The sequence below is a fragment of the Mucilaginibacter endophyticus genome (genome assembly GCF_003351025.1).
In the GTDB taxonomy this organism is placed as follows: Bacteria; Bacteroidota; Bacteroidia; order Sphingobacteriales; family Sphingobacteriaceae; genus Mucilaginibacter; species Mucilaginibacter endophyticus.
Genome location: NZ_QPCG01000004.1, coordinates 568,097 through 587,550, shown reverse-complemented (window position 1 = coordinate 587,550; position 19,454 = coordinate 568,097). Strand labels below are relative to the sequence as shown.

13 protein-coding genes and 1 pseudogene are annotated in these 19,454 nt (G+C 41.0%); 6 read left to right on the top strand and 8 right to left on the bottom strand.

The genetic code is table 11. The features are described from left to right. The first annotated feature begins 28 nt into the window (after window positions 1-28). The gene (locus tag DUL71_RS19435) at window positions 29-1,279 is read left to right on the top strand and encodes an aspartyl protease family protein (RefSeq protein WP_154402437.1); all 1,251 of its coding nucleotides are present in this window, start codon (window positions 29-31) and stop codon (window positions 1,277-1,279) included. A gap of 95 nt (window positions 1,280-1,374) precedes the next feature. Beyond that, on the top strand, window positions 1,375-4,017 hold the full coding sequence (locus DUL71_RS19430; RefSeq protein WP_114939647.1) for a zinc-dependent metalloprotease: 2,643 nt from the start codon (window positions 1,375-1,377) through the stop codon (window positions 4,015-4,017). A gap of 138 nt (window positions 4,018-4,155) precedes the next feature. Here DUL71_RS19430 and DUL71_RS19425 read toward each other — a convergent pair whose 3' ends face one another. Beyond that, window positions 4,156-4,428 carry a hypothetical protein gene (locus DUL71_RS19425; protein ID WP_112574212.1) on the bottom strand — a complete coding sequence of 91 codons (273 nt, stop codon included), beginning with the start codon at window positions 4,426-4,428 and terminating at the stop codon, window positions 4,156-4,158. Window positions 4,429-4,960: 532 nt separating this feature from the next. On the opposite strand from DUL71_RS19425, the gene DUL71_RS19420 reads away from it, so the two are divergent. Then, the gene (locus DUL71_RS19420; RefSeq protein ID WP_114939646.1) at window positions 4,961-7,921 is read left to right on the top strand and encodes an outer membrane beta-barrel protein; all 2,961 of its coding nucleotides are present in this window, start codon (window positions 4,961-4,963) and stop codon (window positions 7,919-7,921) included. Between the two features lie 91 nt (window positions 7,922-8,012). On the opposite strand, the gene DUL71_RS19415 is transcribed toward DUL71_RS19420, so the two are convergent. Together DUL71_RS19415 and DUL71_RS19410 are read right to left on the bottom strand one after the other, a co-directional pair. Continuing rightward, on the bottom strand, window positions 8,013-9,527 hold the full coding sequence (locus tag DUL71_RS19415) for a PA14 domain-containing protein (protein WP_161964470.1): 1,515 nt from the start codon (window positions 9,525-9,527) through the stop codon (window positions 8,013-8,015). A 128-nt stretch (window positions 9,528-9,655) separates the two neighbouring features. Next, complete coding sequence (locus tag DUL71_RS19410; RefSeq protein WP_114939644.1) at window positions 9,656-12,352, bottom strand: outer membrane beta-barrel protein; 2,697 nt, start codon at window positions 12,350-12,352, stop codon at window positions 9,656-9,658. Window positions 12,353-12,914: 562 nt separating this feature from the next. Between DUL71_RS19410 and DUL71_RS19400 the strand changes: the two genes are divergently transcribed. Together DUL71_RS19400 and DUL71_RS19395 are read left to right on the top strand one after the other, a co-directional pair. Further along, window positions 12,915-13,322 carry a hypothetical protein gene (locus DUL71_RS19400; RefSeq protein WP_114939642.1) on the top strand — a complete coding sequence of 136 codons (408 nt, stop codon included), beginning with the start codon at window positions 12,915-12,917 and terminating at the stop codon, window positions 13,320-13,322. 121 nt (window positions 13,323-13,443) lie between these two features. Beyond that, window positions 13,444-14,121, top strand: a pseudogene (locus DUL71_RS19395) (magnesium chelatase domain-containing protein); the annotation flags it as partial. A 97-nt stretch (window positions 14,122-14,218) separates the two neighbouring features. Here DUL71_RS19395 and DUL71_RS19390 read toward each other — a convergent pair. Genes DUL71_RS19390 through DUL71_RS19380 form a run of 3 tightly spaced genes read right to left on the bottom strand, consistent with a single transcriptional unit; the run spans window position 14,219 to window position 17,461 of the window. Further along, complete coding sequence (locus DUL71_RS19390; RefSeq protein WP_114939641.1) at window positions 14,219-15,232, bottom strand: site-specific integrase; 1,014 nt, start codon at window positions 15,230-15,232, stop codon at window positions 14,219-14,221. Next, the gene (locus DUL71_RS19385; protein WP_114939640.1) at window positions 15,219-16,211 is read right to left on the bottom strand and encodes a tyrosine-type recombinase/integrase; all 993 of its coding nucleotides are present in this window, start codon (window positions 16,209-16,211) and stop codon (window positions 15,219-15,221) included. The genes DUL71_RS19390 and DUL71_RS19385 overlap by 14 nt, the downstream gene beginning before the upstream one ends. After that, window positions 16,208-17,461 (bottom strand): site-specific integrase, encoded by a 1,254-nt coding sequence (locus tag DUL71_RS19380; RefSeq protein WP_114939639.1) that lies wholly within the window; start codon window positions 17,459-17,461, stop codon window positions 16,208-16,210. Before DUL71_RS19380 ends, DUL71_RS19385 begins: the two co-directional genes overlap by 4 nt. Window positions 17,462-17,590: 129 nt before the next feature. Between DUL71_RS19380 and DUL71_RS19375 the strand changes: the two genes are divergently transcribed. After that, complete coding sequence (locus DUL71_RS19375; protein ID WP_114939638.1) at window positions 17,591-17,971, top strand: helix-turn-helix domain-containing protein; 381 nt, start codon at window positions 17,591-17,593, stop codon at window positions 17,969-17,971. Window positions 17,972-18,615: 644 nt separating this feature from the next. Here DUL71_RS19375 and DUL71_RS19365 read toward each other — a convergent pair. Both DUL71_RS19365 and DUL71_RS19360 read right to left on the bottom strand, forming a co-directional pair. Beyond that, window positions 18,616-19,137, bottom strand: a complete 522-nt coding sequence (locus tag DUL71_RS19365; protein WP_114939636.1) for a hypothetical protein — start codon at window positions 19,135-19,137, stop codon at window positions 18,616-18,618. A 101-nt stretch (window positions 19,138-19,238) separates the two neighbouring features. Further along, a complete protein-coding gene (locus tag DUL71_RS19360; RefSeq protein ID WP_114939635.1) occupies window positions 19,239-19,442 on the bottom strand; it encodes a hypothetical protein in 204 nt (67 codons plus the stop codon). Window positions 19,443-19,454: the final 12 nt, after the last annotated feature.

The window sequence follows — 19,454 nt, the reverse complement described above, 5'->3', positions numbered from 1 at the left end:
TAAATTTAATACACCAACTATAACCGATTTGTTACACAAGCTATATTATAATTTACGCCTCCCGGGGGCATTGTGGCTTGCATTCGTGTTAACATTTTGCTTTGCTGCCACAGCCCGGGCCCAGTACTTTGATCTTGATGTGCATAAAAAAAAGGTGACTATTCCGTTCAAACTGGAGCGGAACCTGATGATCATCCCACTCAAAATCAACCATAAGGGGCCCTTTAATTTTATATTGGATACAGGCGTAGGCCTCATGATCATAACCGATCCTAAATTAGCCGATTCTATCAGCATTCCTAACAAACGTATATTAAAAATCCCCGGCCTTGGCGAGGGAGAGGATTCTGAAGCTTATGTAACCTCAACTTTAGATGTAGCTATAACGGGCCTTGTTAGTTACGATGTTGCCGCAGCTATTTTAAGGAAAGATATATTTAACCTTTCGGGCTATGCGGGCATGCCTATCCATGGCTTACTTGGTTATGAGTTTTTTAACAACCTTGCGGTAAAAATTAGTTTCCAGGACAGCACCCTTACCGTTTGCAGGCCTAAAGACCTTAAGCCGTTCAGGAAATCGAATAAGATCCCAATGTCTGTTGAGGACAGGAAAGCATATGTATATGCTAAGGCCTTTATGCCTGGTATCGCCCCCATAAAAACCAAACTGGTTGTTGACCTTGGCGCAGGCCACCCGGTATCCATTGAGCGTTATATCAAAACCTACGGGCTTCCGCAAAAATTCATTTCTTCAGCTAATCTGGGTATTGGCTTAAATGGCCCCATAAATGGCTTTATAAGCAGGATGGAGGAGTTTGACCTGGGTAAGTTCAGGATGAAAAAAGTAATAGCTTCTTTTCCGGACGATGGCAATAACCAAACCCACCTGGCTGTTCCGCGAGATGGAAACCTGGGCGTAGGCATTCTGAAGCGCTTTACAGTTATCCTTGATTACCCGGATAGCGCTATGTATTTAAAACCCAACTTTACCTATAATGATCCTTTTGAACACGACATGAGCGGCCTTGAATATTATGCGGCAGGTGATCATTTGGAAAGGATAGTCATCAGCAGGGTTGAACCCGGTTCGGCAGCTGATGAAATTGGCCTTGAACGCGATGATGAAATAATATCGGTGAATTTCAAGCCCGTTTCAAGAATGAACCTCCAGGAAATTGATGAACTTTTTAAATCAAAAGATGACAGGAGCCTGTTGCTTGAAGTTTATCATGATAAACGGGTTGATAAAGTTGTGTTAACCCTAAAACGCCGCATATAATTAATAATACTTGTAAATTATTAATGATAAAACGCTTTATCAGCAAAAAAAGAACTGCTTTTTATATAAATTTACGGTTAAAACTATTGTAATAAATGAAAAAACATTCGCTGCCGGGTATTTATTTACGCGGCTCAGTACTGGCACTTGCTGTTTTGGCTGGCTCATGCGCTACCAAAAAGCAAGCTGCAAACCAAAGCCTCACACTAAAAACCACTACTACAGCTAACGGAACTGTTGCTACCGCGACAACCGGTGCCCCCAAAAAAGAGGGAATTAAAAAATTCAGCGACCTTATTCCGGCTAAAACCAAGGCCGATAGCGGACTTTTTAATACTTATAAAGTTGATGGCAAATATTATTATGAAATACCCGATTCGTTAATTAACCGCGAAATGCTTGTGGTTACCCGCTTTGTAAAAACACCAGGCGGCTTAAAGACATTTGGCCAGCAGTACGGCGGCGAAGAAATTAACGACCAGGTTTGGAAATGGGAAAAGCACGATAAGCAGGTATTTATCCGGGTTCCAAGCTATTCGTTACGTGCCGATAGCACCAGCGATATGTATCAATCGGTTAAAAACTCCAACCTGGATGCAATATTGGCCTCTTTTGAAATAAAAGCTTTTAACAAAGATACCACCGGTGTTTTAATTGACGTTACCGATTTTTATAATGGCGATATCGCCGCTATCGGTCTGTCTGACGATATCAAGAAAGCCTACAAAACCATGGGCGTTGATAACTCTCGTTCATACATCGATACCATTAAAAGCTTCCCGATAAATATTGAGGCGCACACCTTAAAAACTTACCGCGCCGGTGAATCGCCAACCGATAACAGCATCGCCGCGGTAACATTTGAACTGAACACCTCCATGCTGCTGTTACCTAAAGTTCCGATGAAGTCCAGGATCATGGACCCGCGCGTGGGCTTTTTTGGTCAGCGCCAAACAGATTATGGCACCAATGCGCAGAAAGCCCTGGTTACTGCTTACATCCACCGCTGGAAACTGGAGCCTAAAGATCCTATTGCCTATGCAAAAGGAGAGTTGGTTGAGCCAAAAAAACAAATTGTATTTTACATTGACCCAGCTACCCCTAAAAAATGGGTGCCATATTTAATACAGGGTGTAAACGATTGGCAAAAAGCGTTTGAGTCGGCAGGCTTTAAAAATGCAATTACTGCTAAAGAAGCTCCAACAGCCAAACAAGACCCTCAATTTAGTACCGAAGATGCACGCTATAGCGTAATCAGGTATTTTGCATCGGATGTTGAAAACGCTTATGGCCCTCACGTAGCCGACCCACGTAGCGGCGAGATCCTGGAAAGCCACGTTGGCTGGTACCACAACGTAATGCAATTACTGCGCGACTGGTACCTGATCCAAACAGCGGCAGTAAATCCAAATGCCCGTCACGCACAATTTTCTGACGACCAGATGGGCGAGTTAATCCGCTTTGTATCATCTCATGAGGTTGGCCACACCTTGGGCTTACCACATAACTTTGGTTCAAGCTATGCCTACCCGGTTGACTCGTTACGTTCAAAAACCTTTACCGACAAACACGGTACCGCGCCATCTATCATGGACTATGCCCGTTTTAACTACATTGCCCAACCCGGCGATGGCGTTACACACCTGTACCCACAAATAGGGGAGTATGATGACTGGTCTATTAAATGGGGATATACCTGGTTCCCGGGTAATAAAACTCCGGAGCAGGAAAAAGAAATATTAGCCGTATGGACCAACAAGAATGCGGGTAACCCTGTTTACTACTTCGGTCGCCAGGGCACTTCTATCGACCCTCGTTTACAAAACGAAGACCTGGGCGACAATGCCATGAAAGCCAGCGCTTACGGTATCGCCAACCTGAAACGTATTTTGCCGAACCTCGAAAAATGGTCGTACAAAAAAGATGAGGACTATAGCGACCTTAACGAATTATACAATGAAGTTTTAGGACAGTTTTATCGTTACATGGGCCATGTAACCACCAACATTGGCGGCATGAACGAAAACTTTAAAACCTATGATCAAAAAGGTGCTGTATATGATTTTGTGAGCAAGGCCCGTCAGCGCGAAGCCGCTTTATTCTTAAATCAGCAACTGTACGCTACGCCATCATGGCTTATTAACAAACCGGAGCTCGCAAAATTTGATAACGGCGTTATCATAAACCGTATTAAAGCTATGCAGGTTTCACTATTGAGCAACGAGCTTAATCCGTCAAGGTTGGCCCGTATGTATGATAATGAGGCAAAGAACGGCGCTAACGCATATACCGTAGCTCAATTATTAACAGATCTGCACACCGGCATATTTGGTACCGCTAAACCAGATGGTTATCAGCGTAACCTGCAAAGAGGGTACATTGAAAATCTGAAAAACCTGTTAAACACAGATGCAAGCTTTTCGTTCCCGGGTGTATCAAGCGCGCAGCTGGCGAGTTGGGGCTTTACCCCAATCAACATCGTACTGTCTGATATCAGGCCTATGGTACGTGCCGAGTTAAAGAAAATTGATACCGGCTTACCAAAAGGCGGCGATGCCATAACAGCAGCTCATTATGCCGACCTTCACCTCAGGATAAAGGAAGCCCTTAACCCGACAAGACCGGTTGTAAATATCGGAGGGGGAATGATCAGGGGTATAAGCACCGCTAACCAGGATATACTGAATGAGAAAACAGGAAGTATGAATTGCTGGCCACGCACCAATGTTGAAAACTAATTTGAGGTAACCCTTCAAAAATCCTTCTTAAAATCCTGCCTTATTTTTAGGGCGGGATTTTTTATTTTATGGGCATATTAAAAACCCCGCCAAATTGCTTAATACTATAAGGAATAGGTGTCAGAAAAGGCCCGCCTGCTATTTAAGCTGACTAATATTATCAAAAAAAGCAACCTGCAAGTCAAGCAGCGACTTTACATTTATCTTTTCACCGTAAGCATCGAAGCACAAAAACTTAGTGGCCTCCGGTTTATTTTTCTTTGATTTTTCGAAAAAATTAAAGGTTTCAAAAAAATAATGATTGGTTGTAATATGGCTTTTGCTGTTGGTTTGCGATGTGTTGAGCCGGAACCCGATCGTATCTATCCATTTGTGCACTTTTGCGTGCAGCGTGTTTCCAATATTGTTCATAGGTTAATGTTTGGTTAAGTATTACGAAATACTGTGCCACAATGTTACTATTGTATCAACGGATTTTAAACAATAGTTTATTTCTTGTGTGAATTACTTAAACGTATCAGGATCATTATTGGTATCTCTCACAACAATTAATGAAACTAATTTTCCACATTTTCGTAATAATGCTTAAAGCAAGTGAATCACTTAATCATGGCCTTGCTCAAACCCGAATCTTATTACATGATTACGGTACACACTTAGGTTTTGCAACACTTAACAGCCTATAAAACTTAAAACGCACCGGTATTCGCCCTCATTCCTGCCCGAAATTGACTGACTGATCTTAATAACAACCTCAAGGCCGGAAAATTCCGGCCTTTTCATTTAATATTTTGTAACATTAATATGATTGATAGGCCTTTACGGGCTTTATGTGTAACAATAATATATTGATTTGACTTTATGTATATTTTAAGTTGAACATTTGTAGTTCATATTACGTCTATATACCCAAATACAACAATCGTACGCTGAAAAAACATTTATGAAACCCCTACTTCTTATCTTGAGTTTTATTCTTTTATCTGCCTTTGGCTCCTACGCCCAGACGGGGCGGGAGGTAAAGGGAACTGTCGTTGATTCCACAAAGCTATCCTTACCCGGGAGTAGTGTTAAGCTGGTTTCAAACGGCGGTGATAGCACCATCGCTATTGCCGATGCTGCCGGTAAATTTTCGTTTCCGGTGGTAAAGGGCAACAAACTAACCATTACCATTTCGTCAATAGGTTTCACAGCCATAAAAAAACATTATTCGCTTGATGCCGGCACCCAACCGGTTGATCTTGGCGCGATAGTGTTAAAGGCCGAAACCAATATGCTTAACCAGGTTACCATTGTTGGTGTTAACCCTGTAATACTAAAAGAGGATACAACCGAATATAAGGTAAGCGCTTATCCCGTACGCGAAAATGCCCCGGTTGAAGACGTATTAAAAAAACTGCCCGGCGTTGATGTGGATAAAGATGGCAACGTAACCGCCCAGGGCAAATCGGTTACCAAAGTGCGCGTTAACGGAAAGGATTTTTTTGGAGGCGATGTTAAAACCGCTACCAAAAACCTGCCTGCCGACGTAGTAGAAAGCATCCAGGTAATTGACGATTATGGCGATCAGGCCAACCTTACCGGTATTAAAACCGGTGAGCCCGACAAGATCCTGAACATCACCATCCGTAAAGACAAAAACCACGGCTACTTCGGCCAGGCCACAGCCGGCGATGGCGAAGACTTTTTACCGAAAGACCAGGGCATAGCCAACGCCAACCGCTACATCGGCGATCTTAAATTCTTCAACTTTAACAATGAGCAGCAGATAGCCGTGTTGGGAACTATAAACAACACCAACGTAAATACATTCACCTATGGCAGCGCTACCTCAGGTGGCGGAGGTGGTGGTGGATTTGGCGGCGGGGGCGGCGGCAGGGGCAACGCATTGCGTGGTTCCAGCAGCTCAACTACCAGCGCGAACGGTATCACCAACGCGCATGCCATCGGTGCCAACTTCCGCGATCAGTGGGGTAAAACCTTATCTGTTTATGGCAGTTACAGCTATACGGATAATACCACCAACACCCTTAGCTCGTCTATCCAAACCAACAATGTCCAAACTCCAAGTATCAGTACACAAAAAAGCAACCAGACTGATAACCCAATCAATCATCGCTTTAACTTTAACCTGGAGTGGAAGCCCGATACAATCAACTATTTAAAGGTTGTACCAAACTTCACTTATTCAAGTACCAATACCAACGCAAACGAGTCGGTATCGTCAACCATTGGCGGGATAACAAACTCATCGTATACCTCATTATCCCACAGCGATGGCACCACGCCAAGCTATGGTATTAATGCTTTGTATAACCACCGTTTTAACGGACATGGCCGTAATTTAAGCATTAACATCAGCGCCAATACATCAAAAACGTCACAGTTTGACAATCCAACCTATGATTATGCCGATGGCGCGCCACGCCAGGCACCGGCAAATCAGCAAACCAATACAGATAGCCGCGTAACCACTTTTGGTACCAACCTCTCATACATTGAACCAATAAGCAAACGGGGGTATCTGGAATTAAATTATGCTTTTAACCGCTCAAACACCACAAGTGATAAGGAAACTGATACACTTAATACAGCCAATACATATGATCATTACGACAGGCTGAGCAATAATTATAAATACAATTTCACCACAAACCGGGTTGGCTTAAACTATCGATTTATTGAGAAAAAATACAACCTTACCTTAGGGATTGGCGTACAGCCGGCCACCTTAAACGGCCTCAACCTTAAAAATGATTCGGCTACCCATGTAACCACCTTTAACGTAATACCAACTGCACGTTTCAGTTATAATTTCTCAAGAGGCAAGGCTTTAAACTTTTTATATAGCGGATCAAGCAACCAGCCATCATTTACTCAGCTGCAGCCGGTAATTGATTTCACAAACGCGCTTTACCCGGTACAAGGTAATCCTACCCTGCAACCAGAGTTTGCCAACAATTTTTCGTTGAGGTATAATAATTTCAGCTTCCAAACCGGCGATATTTTCTTTACCAATTTCAATTTTACGGCAACACAAAATAAAATAGTACAAAACACCATTTCTTATCCACGTAAATTTAGCCAGGCTGTATTGGCCGCAGACCCAGCGCTAAAAAGCTTCGAGGGAACTAACCTTACCAACTACTTAAACGCCGGCGGCTATTATACCGGTGGTGCTAATGTGGTATATGCAAAACCGTGGGCCCAGCGCAAATTTACCCTGCAATTCAATGGCGCTTTAACGTATACCAACGGCGTTGCATTCTCTAATACTATCGACAGTAACAATGTTGCCGCATCTGCCGCGCCTTTAAAAAACATTGCTAAAAACCTCAACTTTACTCCGGGTTTAAAATTCAGGGTGAACATTGTTGATATTATCGATGCAGAAGCCAGCAGTAGCTACGGTATCAATAAAACAACCAACTCTATCCACAGCACACTTATTGACGGTAGTTCAAACTTCCGTACGTTGAATTTAGGACTGGCCGGAAAAAACTATTTCTGGAAAGACTGGACCCTGAGCTACGACTTTACCCGTACAGTAAATTACGGTTATGACGCCAGCCTCGATATTAAAAACCCGAACATCCTGAATACCTATGTTGAGCGCAGGTTTTTGAAAGACCATCGTGCCACTATCCGCTTGGCAGCATATGATTTGTTTAACCAAAATACCGGTTATACATCTGTTGTAAATGGCAACATCACCACGCAATCAACAGTAAACAGGCTCGGTCGTTACTACCTGTTAACATTCACGCTTCGTTTGCAAAAATTTGCGGGTAAAGCTCCAACCCAAGAGCCTGGCCAGCGCAGGTTTAACCGCGATGGCGGAGGTCCGGGTGGGCCAGGCGGCGGCCCGGGTGGGGGTGGACCAGGCGGCCCAGGCTCTTTCTAACCTGCAGCACACATGATTTAAAATATTAAAAAATGCCGATCGTAATTGATCGGCATTTTTTATTTAAGCTGGGTTTTAAAACCAAGCGCGTTTATTTTCCATATCTCAATGAATACGGAATAGGTGTAATCTTCTTTTTGGCGATGTTATCCGGAGTTACATATACAAAATCAAGTTTCCGGCCTCCTTCTTTTTGAAAATATTCTATCCGCAATGGATAAAACCCTTTTTTCAGCGGAACGATATATGACCGCTCAATATCACCGTCATGCAAACCATCCAGATCAATGATAACCTTATCATTCAGATACACTTTACAACCATCGTCCGATCCTAATCCAAAAATATAATAGCCGTCCTGTTCAACTTTAAATTGCCCGTCTATAACCAAGCCAAAATTGTTTTGGCGCGGAAGCTTATTAATATTGAAGAGACTGTCTTCTGTACCTTCTTTAACCGGTTTTAATGTCTTAAAGTCGGGCAGCTTATCCCATTGGCCTTCGTAATAAGCATAATGAAAGCCGCCGGGTTTATAGTTTTTCCTGAGTGATGACGCCGGCAGATAGGCCCCTTCTTTAAATTCCCCGCTGGAGGTTTTATCAAATTTAGGCCGCCCGGCAATCTGTCGCATGGTAACCGTTGCAGGACCGGCTAATTCAATCTCAGATTTTACAAATGGCGATGTCGTTACCGGCTGAGAACCGTCAAATGTATAATGCACCTTAGTTGTATCATCAAAGTACCAGATCTTTATCGGCTTATTTTTTAGCACAATCCCCCGGGACGGGTGAAACTCCAACGGCTTGCCTCCATAATCATTATAGGCAAACCTCAGGCCATCATAAAAGTTTTTCAGGCGTACCGTTCCATGCGATTCTTTAGGATACGCCTTAACAACCCATTCAAACCCGGCCGGCGCGTCCTTTTTTAACAGGCTATCCATTGGGGTAATCCTCATTTCTTTCATACCCTGTCCCTCGCGGCCACCTATGTAAAGCGACTTTTGCAAGCCTGCAAGTGACGGCAACTTCTCTTTAACCTGCTTAAGCATAACGCCATTATCCCACCAATAACTCGGGTCGCCGGCAACGTAATTATTAAAAAGCCGCGGCTCGTTCAACAAAGCATAGGTAACAAACACACCACCAAAGGAATGACCGAAAAGCGTGTTATCACCATCAGATGGATAGGCTTTATTGATATAAGGGATTAGCTCATCCTTAAAAAACTTCAGAAATTTATCGGCTCCGCCCGATGTTTTATTGCCACTGTTATGCGTTGGCAAAAAATCTTTGTCCCGGTCGGTATTTAACACGCCTACAATTATCATTGGCGGCATGGTGTGCTCGTCAAAAATGAAATGCTGTATATCGCGCCCCAATTTTATATTCCAATCGTCAAGGATATACAACACATCGTATTTAGTTGTTGAGCCTACTTTATAACCATCGGGTAGTATTACCTGTATCACACGTTTCTCATTCAATACAACCGAATTGATAGAATCGCGCTTACCGGGCATGTCCTGAGCATTTACACGGCCCAATAGGCCGAATGATAGCGCCATAGTAGCAGCTAAAAAAAGATAGGTCCTGGTTTTCATCATGATGGGCATTTTGGTTATAAGTAAGACTCCGCCCTAATAAAGATAGTTACAACAGCCTCTTAAAAAGTAATGGGGCTGCATCTTTTAACTTTGATACAGCCTCTTTGTTTTACCGTTTACTTATCAGTCTATTTTGTGCTCAGCTTATTAAACTTAATGCTGTAAGTAACCATAAAATAGCGTTTCAATGTATTGTTCTGCACATCGTTAACCGAGTTGCTGTTGATGTAACGGTACACACTTACGTTTTGATTAAAGATATCATAAACAGAAAACTTCAACTCGCCCCGGTCTTTTTTAAGCATTTGCAGGGCCAGTGATGAACTCACTACGTTAACGCCCTTTTTAAAGCCTGCCGTAACCTGGCCATTGTAATTAAAATCCTGCTTGGTTTCCCAGATTATCTTTTTAGGGAACCTCACCACCAGGCTATTGCTTATGTTATAGGTACCCACTCTTACGCTCCTGAAATCATCATAATGGTATTTGGTATTTGATTGATTAAAGCCCACGCCGGTATTCAGGTCAATCACATCTTTCCAGTTTACGCCAATGTTTTCATGTACCCCATACGAAACCGTGTTCTGCCAGCCTTCAACATTATTAAGCAGGTTAAGGCTTTGGTAATAGTTACCATAAAAATTGGTTGATGTGTTAACCTGCCACTCTTTAACTTTTTTAAACCGTTTAAACACCCCAACAGAAAAATTATAACTTGGCCTGCCATCGCGGTTAACCGTTGTATTGGTTTGCGCCCCGTCCGAGCTAATGGTTTGCTGCGTAACCGCCATGTTTTTTTGCGAAGAGATGTTGCCGTATGAGTAAATCCCCAATTGGCTGTCATTAAAGTATTTAAAAAAGTTAATGTAATAGTTGTTGTTTATGCTGGGCACAAGGTTAGGATTACCCGTATAGCTATACAACGGACTGTAAACTATAGTAATAGGCTGTAAATTTGATATCCCCGGCTGGTTAACACGGCGCTCATAGCTAAAGGATATCCCATAAGCCTCGATACGGATAGTTGGCAGCAGGAAAAAATAATTTTGCATAAGCCTGCTGGTTACAAAGTTATTGTTGATTTGCTGCCATTGGGTATTAAGCCCTGCGATGATCTGTGTTTTTTTGTTAAGCTGATAAGTAATACCCGGCTTAATGTTCTCCGTCCACTGGTCACGCTTAAGGTCAGAACTTTGATTGCTGATCAGCGAGTCGAGGCCGGTTTTACGATCATAGGTAAAAACCTGGTCGCTGGTTTTGTTGTATATGCCCGATGTGGTTACATCAACAATAAGATTTTTGGTTACGGGGTAGCGGTAACTAAAATCGAGATTACCCGAAGCATTATTTGACGTATGGACAGAGAGGCGGTGCAAGCTATCCGATAAGTCGGGGCGCTGGTAATTTACCACATCATTATTGTTGAAATTGTTGCTGTGGTTAGGGTTAATACTCAGGTTGTGTGATATGGTAAACGATTCCTTGCTTTTGTTTTTAGATCGTTTATGAAAGTAAAAGCTTTGATTAAACTGCGTTGAATGCCAATCGTTCGTGGAGTTTGATACCGACTTGTTTACCGGCATATCAAAATTGTTTGACGTATTGCCCAAAGCAGAGGAACCGCTGTTATTAGAATTATAACTTAACGATGGATTATAGCGCAGGTTTCGGACAGTATCCGGCTTCCACTCCACAAGCCCGCTGATCGTGTGCGTATGATTGTTTGCATACCTGTTGCTTGAGGCACGGGTTAAGAGCGTGGTATCTTTCAGAAACTGCTGCTGAAAATTAGCCGATTCAACCGTATTATTCCGTTGCGTATAAAAATATTGCAGGTTAAGTTTTAGTTTTTCGCCATAGTTCTGGTTAAGATTAAAGCCTCCTGAGGTGATCTTCTCAATACCGCCACCCCAGTTACGGCCACCGTTAAAGGAGGTGTTACCACCGCTGCGGTCAAACCCACCTTGGGCGTTAAGCTCCTCACGCGAAAAACCAGTATGGTTAAGGTTATTGCTTAATCCGATAATACTTACCTGCAAAGTATCGCGAAACATATTGAATAACCCACCGGCCTCGTACCTGTCGCGCGAACCTGCACCGCCGAACACCTTACCGAAAATGCTCTTCTTAATAGCCTTTTTTAGTTTGATGTTGATGATCTTTTGTACCTGGGTCTCGCTCACCAAATGATCTGGGTCGTTTTCCCTGTCGTCATAAACCTGTACCTGGGCTACAATAGCTGCATCGAGGTTTTTGGTAGCAATTTTGGGGTCGGAGCCAAAAAACTGCTTGCCATCTATTAATAGTTTGCTAACCTGTTTACCGTTAACAGTAATTGTTCCGTCGCCATCAACCTGTACGCCGGGAAGCTTTTTTAATAGTTCTTCGACAGCAGCATTGGGCCGGGTTTTAAAAGCGGCGGCATCAAACTCAATGGTGTCCTTTTTTACTTTAATAGGCACCCGCTCGGCACGTACCACAACCTCGCTCAGCATTTTGCTGTTGAGCGCAACGGTGCCTAAATCAACGATATCGCCTTTTTTAAAATTAAACCGGCGGATGTAACTTTTGTATCCGGCAAACGAAATAACCAGGCGCACTTCTTTATCAACAGGTAAGCGCTGGAGTTCAAAATCGCCATTTTTTTTACTGAGGGTATAAGCAATAAGCGAGGTATCTTTCAGATCGACCATCGCGACGGTACTTAGTTCAAGAGGTTGCTTATTCAACGAGTCGGTGACTTTGCCTTTAATAGCAGCCCGGTTTTGGGCAAAAGACGCCGAAAACAGGCATAGCAGGATCAGTGAAAGAAAAATTGTTTTCATCCAGGTTTAGGTGCAGATGTTATAAGGTTAGATTAATTTATAGGTAGAGATGTAGGGCCGTGTGGTACTGTTAGGAAACTTAATTCATGAGGTAGTATAGGGTTTAGATGTTAGTGCTCTGGTTAATTATTTTGTTGATAAACGCGCGTCCTGCAAATATCAACTGTAAAGGTTTAAAGCATAAATAACCATCCTCTACTTATCCACTACACTACAAGCCTACAAGGCTACATTATATGCTATAAAGATGCCCTTATAACAACAAATTAACGCAAATATTGCGTTGTCTGCGTTCAAAACAGCCTTTTGACGCCGTAATCTGGGATTTGTAACATTTGTTTTACCAAAAATTTTCTCTTTTTTCATCAATATGGCAAAAAGTAAGACTATTCCCTCCGGTGCGATATTTTTTTGCGATATAAGCATCAAACCAAATAAATGAATACAAAAACGATAAAAATCAAACACAATCGCAATAAAATTTTGCCGATTCCGTTTTTAAACCAATATTGTGCAAGTAATATTATTTTGCACCGAATTAATTACCTAAAACCATAACATTATGAAAGCAGCAGAAACCTACAAATCCATTTATGTAACGTTTTACAGGTGGAATGTTAAAAACTTTGGTCATGGCGGATTGCCAAAAGCCAACGCGCTTTTCGGGGCGAGTTTTTTAATGATCATTTTGCTGGCCATTTTAGTAAGCGTGGCGCAATTGTTTTTAAATGCCGGCTGGTTTCAATTAACCCCGCTATCAGGCTTAATGATTTTGATGGGAGCGACAGGCGCGTTTATACTTAACTATTTTGTATTGTTGAACAGCCGCTTCTTCAAAAAAATCAATACCGCGTTTGCCCGCATCAGCAAACACAACCCTAATACATGGTCAATAATGCTGATGGTTTGCGTAATAGTTTCCTGCACCATGCTGTTGATTGTTTGCGAAGCAGGCGCGTTTTTAAGATAGGATTAAACATTGTTATTATAACGAAACCCGCCGGTACCGGCGGGTTTTTTGTTTTATACGGCGCGGCTTTATCACCTCATCAAAAATCTATATCTTTCGCTTCAAATAAACTTTTATCACAGTGTTGGTTAAAACCTTTGGAAGCGCGGTTTATGGGATACAGGCTATTACCATAACGGTTGAAGTGAATATTGCATCGGGAACTAAGTATTTTATTGTTGGTCTGCCCGATGTTGCTGTAAAAGAAAGCTATTTCAGGATAGAATCGGCATTAAAAAACTGCGGTTTCAGGATGCCCCGCCAGCAGGTAGTAGTTAATATGGCTCCCGCTGATATTAAAAAAGAAGGTTCCTCTTATGATCTTACCATCGCTACTGGCATATTAGCAGCATCCGGACAGATAGAGCACGAAACCCTTGATAAATTCATCATCATGGGCGAACTTTCGCTTGATGGAAGCCTGCAGCCGATAAAAGGTGCTTTACCTATAGCCATACAAGCCCGTAAAGATGGCTTTAAAGGTTTTATCCTCCCTAAACAAAACGCCCGTGAAGCAGCCATTGTAAATGATCTTGAGGTTTACGGCGTTGAAAGCATTAAAGATGTAGTTGAGTTTTTTAACGGCACATCTCAACTAAAACCCGAAATAGTAAACACCCGCGAAGAGTTTTACGATAGCCTCTGTAATTACGACAGCGACTTCAGCGAAGTAAAAGGTCAGGAAAATATCAAGCGTGCATTGGAAATTGCCGCAGCGGGCGGCCATAATGTGATCCTGATCGGTCCGCCGGGAGCAGGTTATGTAAAGTCGATTATTATGTAAAGTTATAACGTTTTGATTTTAAGCTATGGGAATTTTGGCCTTTTTGCTTTGCATAATTCCAAAAGAAATTATTTTATAGATTTTTAAGCCAGCTCAACAAATCATCATTTGCCATCCAACTAGCCGATTCATCTTTGACTAAGCCAACATATGCCTTTTCAATAGCTTCCCTCTTTTGCATTGAATCCGCCCTCGCATATACCTCTGTCGTTTGAACAGAAGCGTGACCGAGAATATCACGTATGTAGACTAGATTAGTTCCATTTTGCAACAAGTGCATCGCTTTGGAGTGGCGCAAAGAATGACAACTTACAGTCTCTGGAATAAGTTTAGGAGATTCAAGGCGAGCAGCGTCAAGGTACTTTTTTAGTATATGTGCCACTCCTGCACGAGTAAGCTTTTCCTTTCGATAATTGCTAAAAAGTGGATATAAGTTGGCATGATCGTTTAATAAATCATGCTCTCGCATATAGCGTTCAATGTGTACCGTTTGTTTGTTTAAAAGAGGAACTATTCTTGCCTTATTTCCCTTTCCAATTAGTTTTATCGTTGGGGGGTTATTCAGACGTACCATTACCGGCGTTAAGTCAATAATTTCCTGCACACGAGCAGCGCAATCATACATTAACGCTAACATGGCTAAATCGCGACGGCCCCCCATTGTCGCTTGATTTGGTTGTTCCAATAAAAGCCTAATACCATCAACGGTAAGGTAGTTAATAGATTTTTTATGGCTCCGTTTCATACGGATAGCCAAAATGCGCTGCCATTCGTACAAGCTTTCAGGCATTGAATATTGAAGATAACGCGTAAAAGAATGAAACGCAGCCAAGCGTACATTTCGAGAAGAATTAGAACATTTACGTTTAGTTTGCAACCAATTTAAAAACTTAACCACTTGTTCCTGCGTGATTTCTTTAAGATTGAGCTTTGTAACGGGTATGCCAATCTCACTCTCCATAAAGGTAATGAACAGAATAAAGGTGGTTTTGTACGATTGTATTGTATTAGTGCTCATGCCCCTTTCGCCAGGTAAATATTTAGAAAGGAAGTCTGTAAGGCTTTTGGAAAAATCAGTCGGTTTCATCGTTAGGTTGATTTAAAAGATCAGGAAATAAATAAGGCGATAGTTTGTTGGCTCCCGCTATTAAATCAGGATACATTTCGGCGGTTAATCTGACATATTTATCGGTTGATTCAATTTTATCATGTCCTAGATATTGGGATAATATGGGTAATGAATAATACAGATCAACGCCAGCCTCTGCCATCGACGCAAGGGAATGTACACTAAATGTATGTCTAAAATCATGAAGTCTTGGCCCCAAGCGCTTGCCGCCATGCGGAATTCCGGCCTTATATATAACTGTGCGAAACCAGGCATAAGCTTGGTCTTTGGAGCAAGGTTGACCTGTCGGTTTGACAAAGAAAAATGGTGAAGCGTCTTCAATAGCCAATGTGCCTCGAAAATTTAGATACTCTTTACATATCCGTGTTAATGATGCAGATATAGGAATTAAACGGTCTTTGCCATTTTTACAACTACGAAGGGTAAGATGATTGCTTTCTAGGTTTACATCGTCAGTATGTAAATTAAGCGCTTCACCTACTCTAATACCAGTTCCATAAAGCAATCGAAATAATGCAGGGGCTGCGTACATAGCTGAATCAGGGCGTCCATTGGAAACGTTCAGACTGTCACATATTTCAAATATTGACGCAATTTGTTTCTTAGAAAATATGTAAGGTGTATATGTACTAACGAACTTAGGCACAGGCATCACATAGGACTCTTTATTTTCTGTCGTCCTAAGATATACGGAGAAACCATTTAGTAGCGATACTCTTTCCGTTCTCGTCTTTGGAGCTTCACCTGGCCGACTCTTTCCCCATTCCTCTGCGATCTCTTTGGATATGCCTACTTCGGTTTCACCACGTTGAAACGCTAACTTATCAAACAGATAAAAAGTATATTCTATATCCCTATACTTGAATCCAAGATTTCTTTTATGACAGATATAACGCTCAATATATTTACCGTATACACTAAAAAAAAATCGATTCATAAATTGCCTCCTCTTTTAGGATAAAAAGAAAAAGGAATCGATGGCACTTCCAATGCACATTGCCTTAATGTGTCACTATCTATGCGCAAATAGGTCATTGTAGACTGAGTTCTAGAGTGGCCCATCGCTTCTGATATAATTGGCAGAGGTGTTTTTTGATCCAATAATTGACTTGCAAAGCTATGTCTTAACGCGTGAGGGCCATGTTTTCGACCCCGAAGGTTAATTCCAGAGCGAGCTAAATGTTGTTGAGTTAGTGACCCTACTTCGCCGTATTTCATAGGTGAATAAGGCGACACTGCCTGGAGGAAACAAAAATCCTCTTTTGATTCTTGGCGTCCGTATTTAAAATAATCTATTATTGCGTTGCCTATTTCAGGCATTAAAGGCAACGTAATGTCTTTACCCGTCTTCCTTTGAGTAAACTTAATAAGATTCTTGTCCCATAAGATATTTTCAAACCTTAAACCCATTATATCGGATGAGCGCATGCCCAATTTCACAGCAAGAAGCAAAATTGCATAATCGCGCTTTCCACGAGGGTTTGCACGATCTACACAATGAAGTAAAGTACTAATTTCGTCTTTTGTGAACGTTGAAGGTAAGCGTGGGCTTTGCTTATAGTTAACTTGTGGGGGAATAATTATCAGGCAATTAGGTATTTTTTTGATGTCGGACAGATAAGTAAAAAAGTTTTTTAACATACCTGCCATAATGCACTTTGTTGCTAGCTTATTCTTGTCTAGACTTTCAATAAAGCTATATACAACCGACTGCGTTATTTTTTGTATGTCGTCAACTCCCTTAGTTCTTAAAAAGCTAAGAAATACATGTAAATGGTGGTGATAACTTATAATTGTACGTTCAGCGGAATTGAAAGCCGCTTTTCTATAAGCTATATAGTCTAAAATATATTCTCCAATGGATCCATCAAATACCTTGGGAGGTATTTTGAACGACCTAACAATCCGTCCCTCATCCTGAAACTCCCCTAAAGCCAATAACTCATTTATCATGCGCTTTTGACCTGGCAAAAGTGTTTGGTAAGAGTATTCGCCAAATAAAAATGTCAAAAATTCTTCAACAATGTCTTTACTAAAAACGGTTATATTTCGAGTTGACATGTATGCTTTTAATTTCCCCCAAGAGTAACTATAACCCTCGATGGTACTTTGTGAACGATTTATGGATTTTAAATAGGCAATAAAATCACCGGTTAATCGGTCAATAGTTTGTTGTTTTTCTTTCATTACATCTTTTTAGATATGTCACTACATAATTATGTATATTTCAATATATTTCGTTGTGTATTGCAATGTTCATAATATATTACTATATTGTATGTGAATAAATGTAATAATTATAACGGAATTGACAAAATGGCAAATCAGTTTGAGGAAGGAAACTTTGGTGACAAATTGAAAAGTTTACGTGTGAAGAAAGGACTGACAAAAAGAGATTTGGCGACTTTATCGGGAATATCTAATGTTCAGATAAATCGCTATGAAAATAATACAGCCAAGCCATCTGACTTAGTGATTAACAAATTAAGCGCTGCACTAAATATACCTTTTGAAGAATTAGCCGGCATAAGCGTTAACACGAAGTTTGATTTCGCCGGCTTTGAGAGCTCACTTGAAAAGTTGAAAGAAATGCCGACCTATGATAAAATTATTATAAAAGAAGTAATTGATCGATTCATTGGAATCAAAAAAGTTGAATCGGTAGCGATAAAATGGAAAATGGAAACCAATCTGTAATGCTATATTTGCAATTATATAGAAGCACAGCTTAGCTGTATAACAATATTTGAATGCTTTGCGTTCGCATAGGATCTCGTATTAGAAAACTGGTAACTTTCAAAGAAGAACGAGGGAATAAGCGCAACGCTCACGCTATTGGCGTGGGCTTGCTTATTTCGTTCTTCGGGTATACCAGTACCTCTAATACGAATAAGTAATAACCCGCGCCATACTTTTTTGCGCTGGAGAGATTTAATAATAACCGTTCCAACACCCGGCGACGTGAAAATCCAGGCAATTAAACACCAAGAAACAGAGTTTGTACATTTAATAATGGATGGCCGCTTCTATATAGTTCATCTATTAAGTGATTCGTTATTGTATTTGCACTGTGACTTATACACCAGACCTGACAATGTCAACCAGGAAAGATACCACCATCGGGTGGAGGTGGCCACACTGTGCGACGATAAAAATTTTCAATTAGTTATTATCCGGACCGACTTTCAATTCAATACCGCGTGGATTTTAGTATTAAAAGCGACTGCCTGGTTTAAAAGTTCGGGTATCATTTCTTTTAAGGCAGAATATATGGTGCCAAATAAAACAACCCCAAGCGGATAAGAGGTTTGTAAGAGCAACAGTATGAATGCACTGTCTGCCTATTCCGAATCAACATGCTTTTCAATTAACAATAGTCTTGTATACCCAAACTTGGAAGTGAAATGCCTGCATTTGTCAAACGATTTTTTCAGACTAATTATTTCCTTCATATAACTTTGCCTAGTAATTCTAGAAAAATTCGTTGGCATCGCCTCATCGAAAAAATCATCTTGGTGAGTTAACGTTCCAACCTTGCTAAGTTTTTTTGAAACTCTTTTAATATGTTCTATCAATTGATTGTCAATATCATCATTAAGTCTTTTTAAAAGAAAATCATCAAGATAAATAAATACCAGCTTCGGCCCAACGGGAAAAGTTCTATTCTGAATAGTAATATTAAAGAAGCTCATTTTTGCCAGGGCCTTAATTACAATTCCTATACAAAACGAAACCAACAATGGGTTATCCTTAGGATGATAGTTATTTATAGTTAAACTTCCATTAATGACTAATAGCGTCAGTAGGTAAGCTAAAGTGCCATATATAAAACTGTACCAAAGCATGTATCTAGGCTTTTTCATGACGAGTAAATGGTTGAATTTATATTTGCCGTATAAGATTTCAATACAACATAGGCAAAATGCCAAAACGCCTGAGATTAGACAATAATAAATATTTTCCATTATTGCCCTCGCGCGTTGTCAGTAATTAATATCTTTTGCCAGTTATCCTGATAGACCAAAAAATGTTCTGAGTTAAAAAATCTCAAAACTTCTTCCAATTCTTTCATCGGCATATTTGACAAAACCGAAAGCTTTTCAATTGTAATAGGCTTATCCTGATCAAGCAGTAAAATAGCTACTTTTTCGTATTGAATATTTTCCATGCCATTAAATTA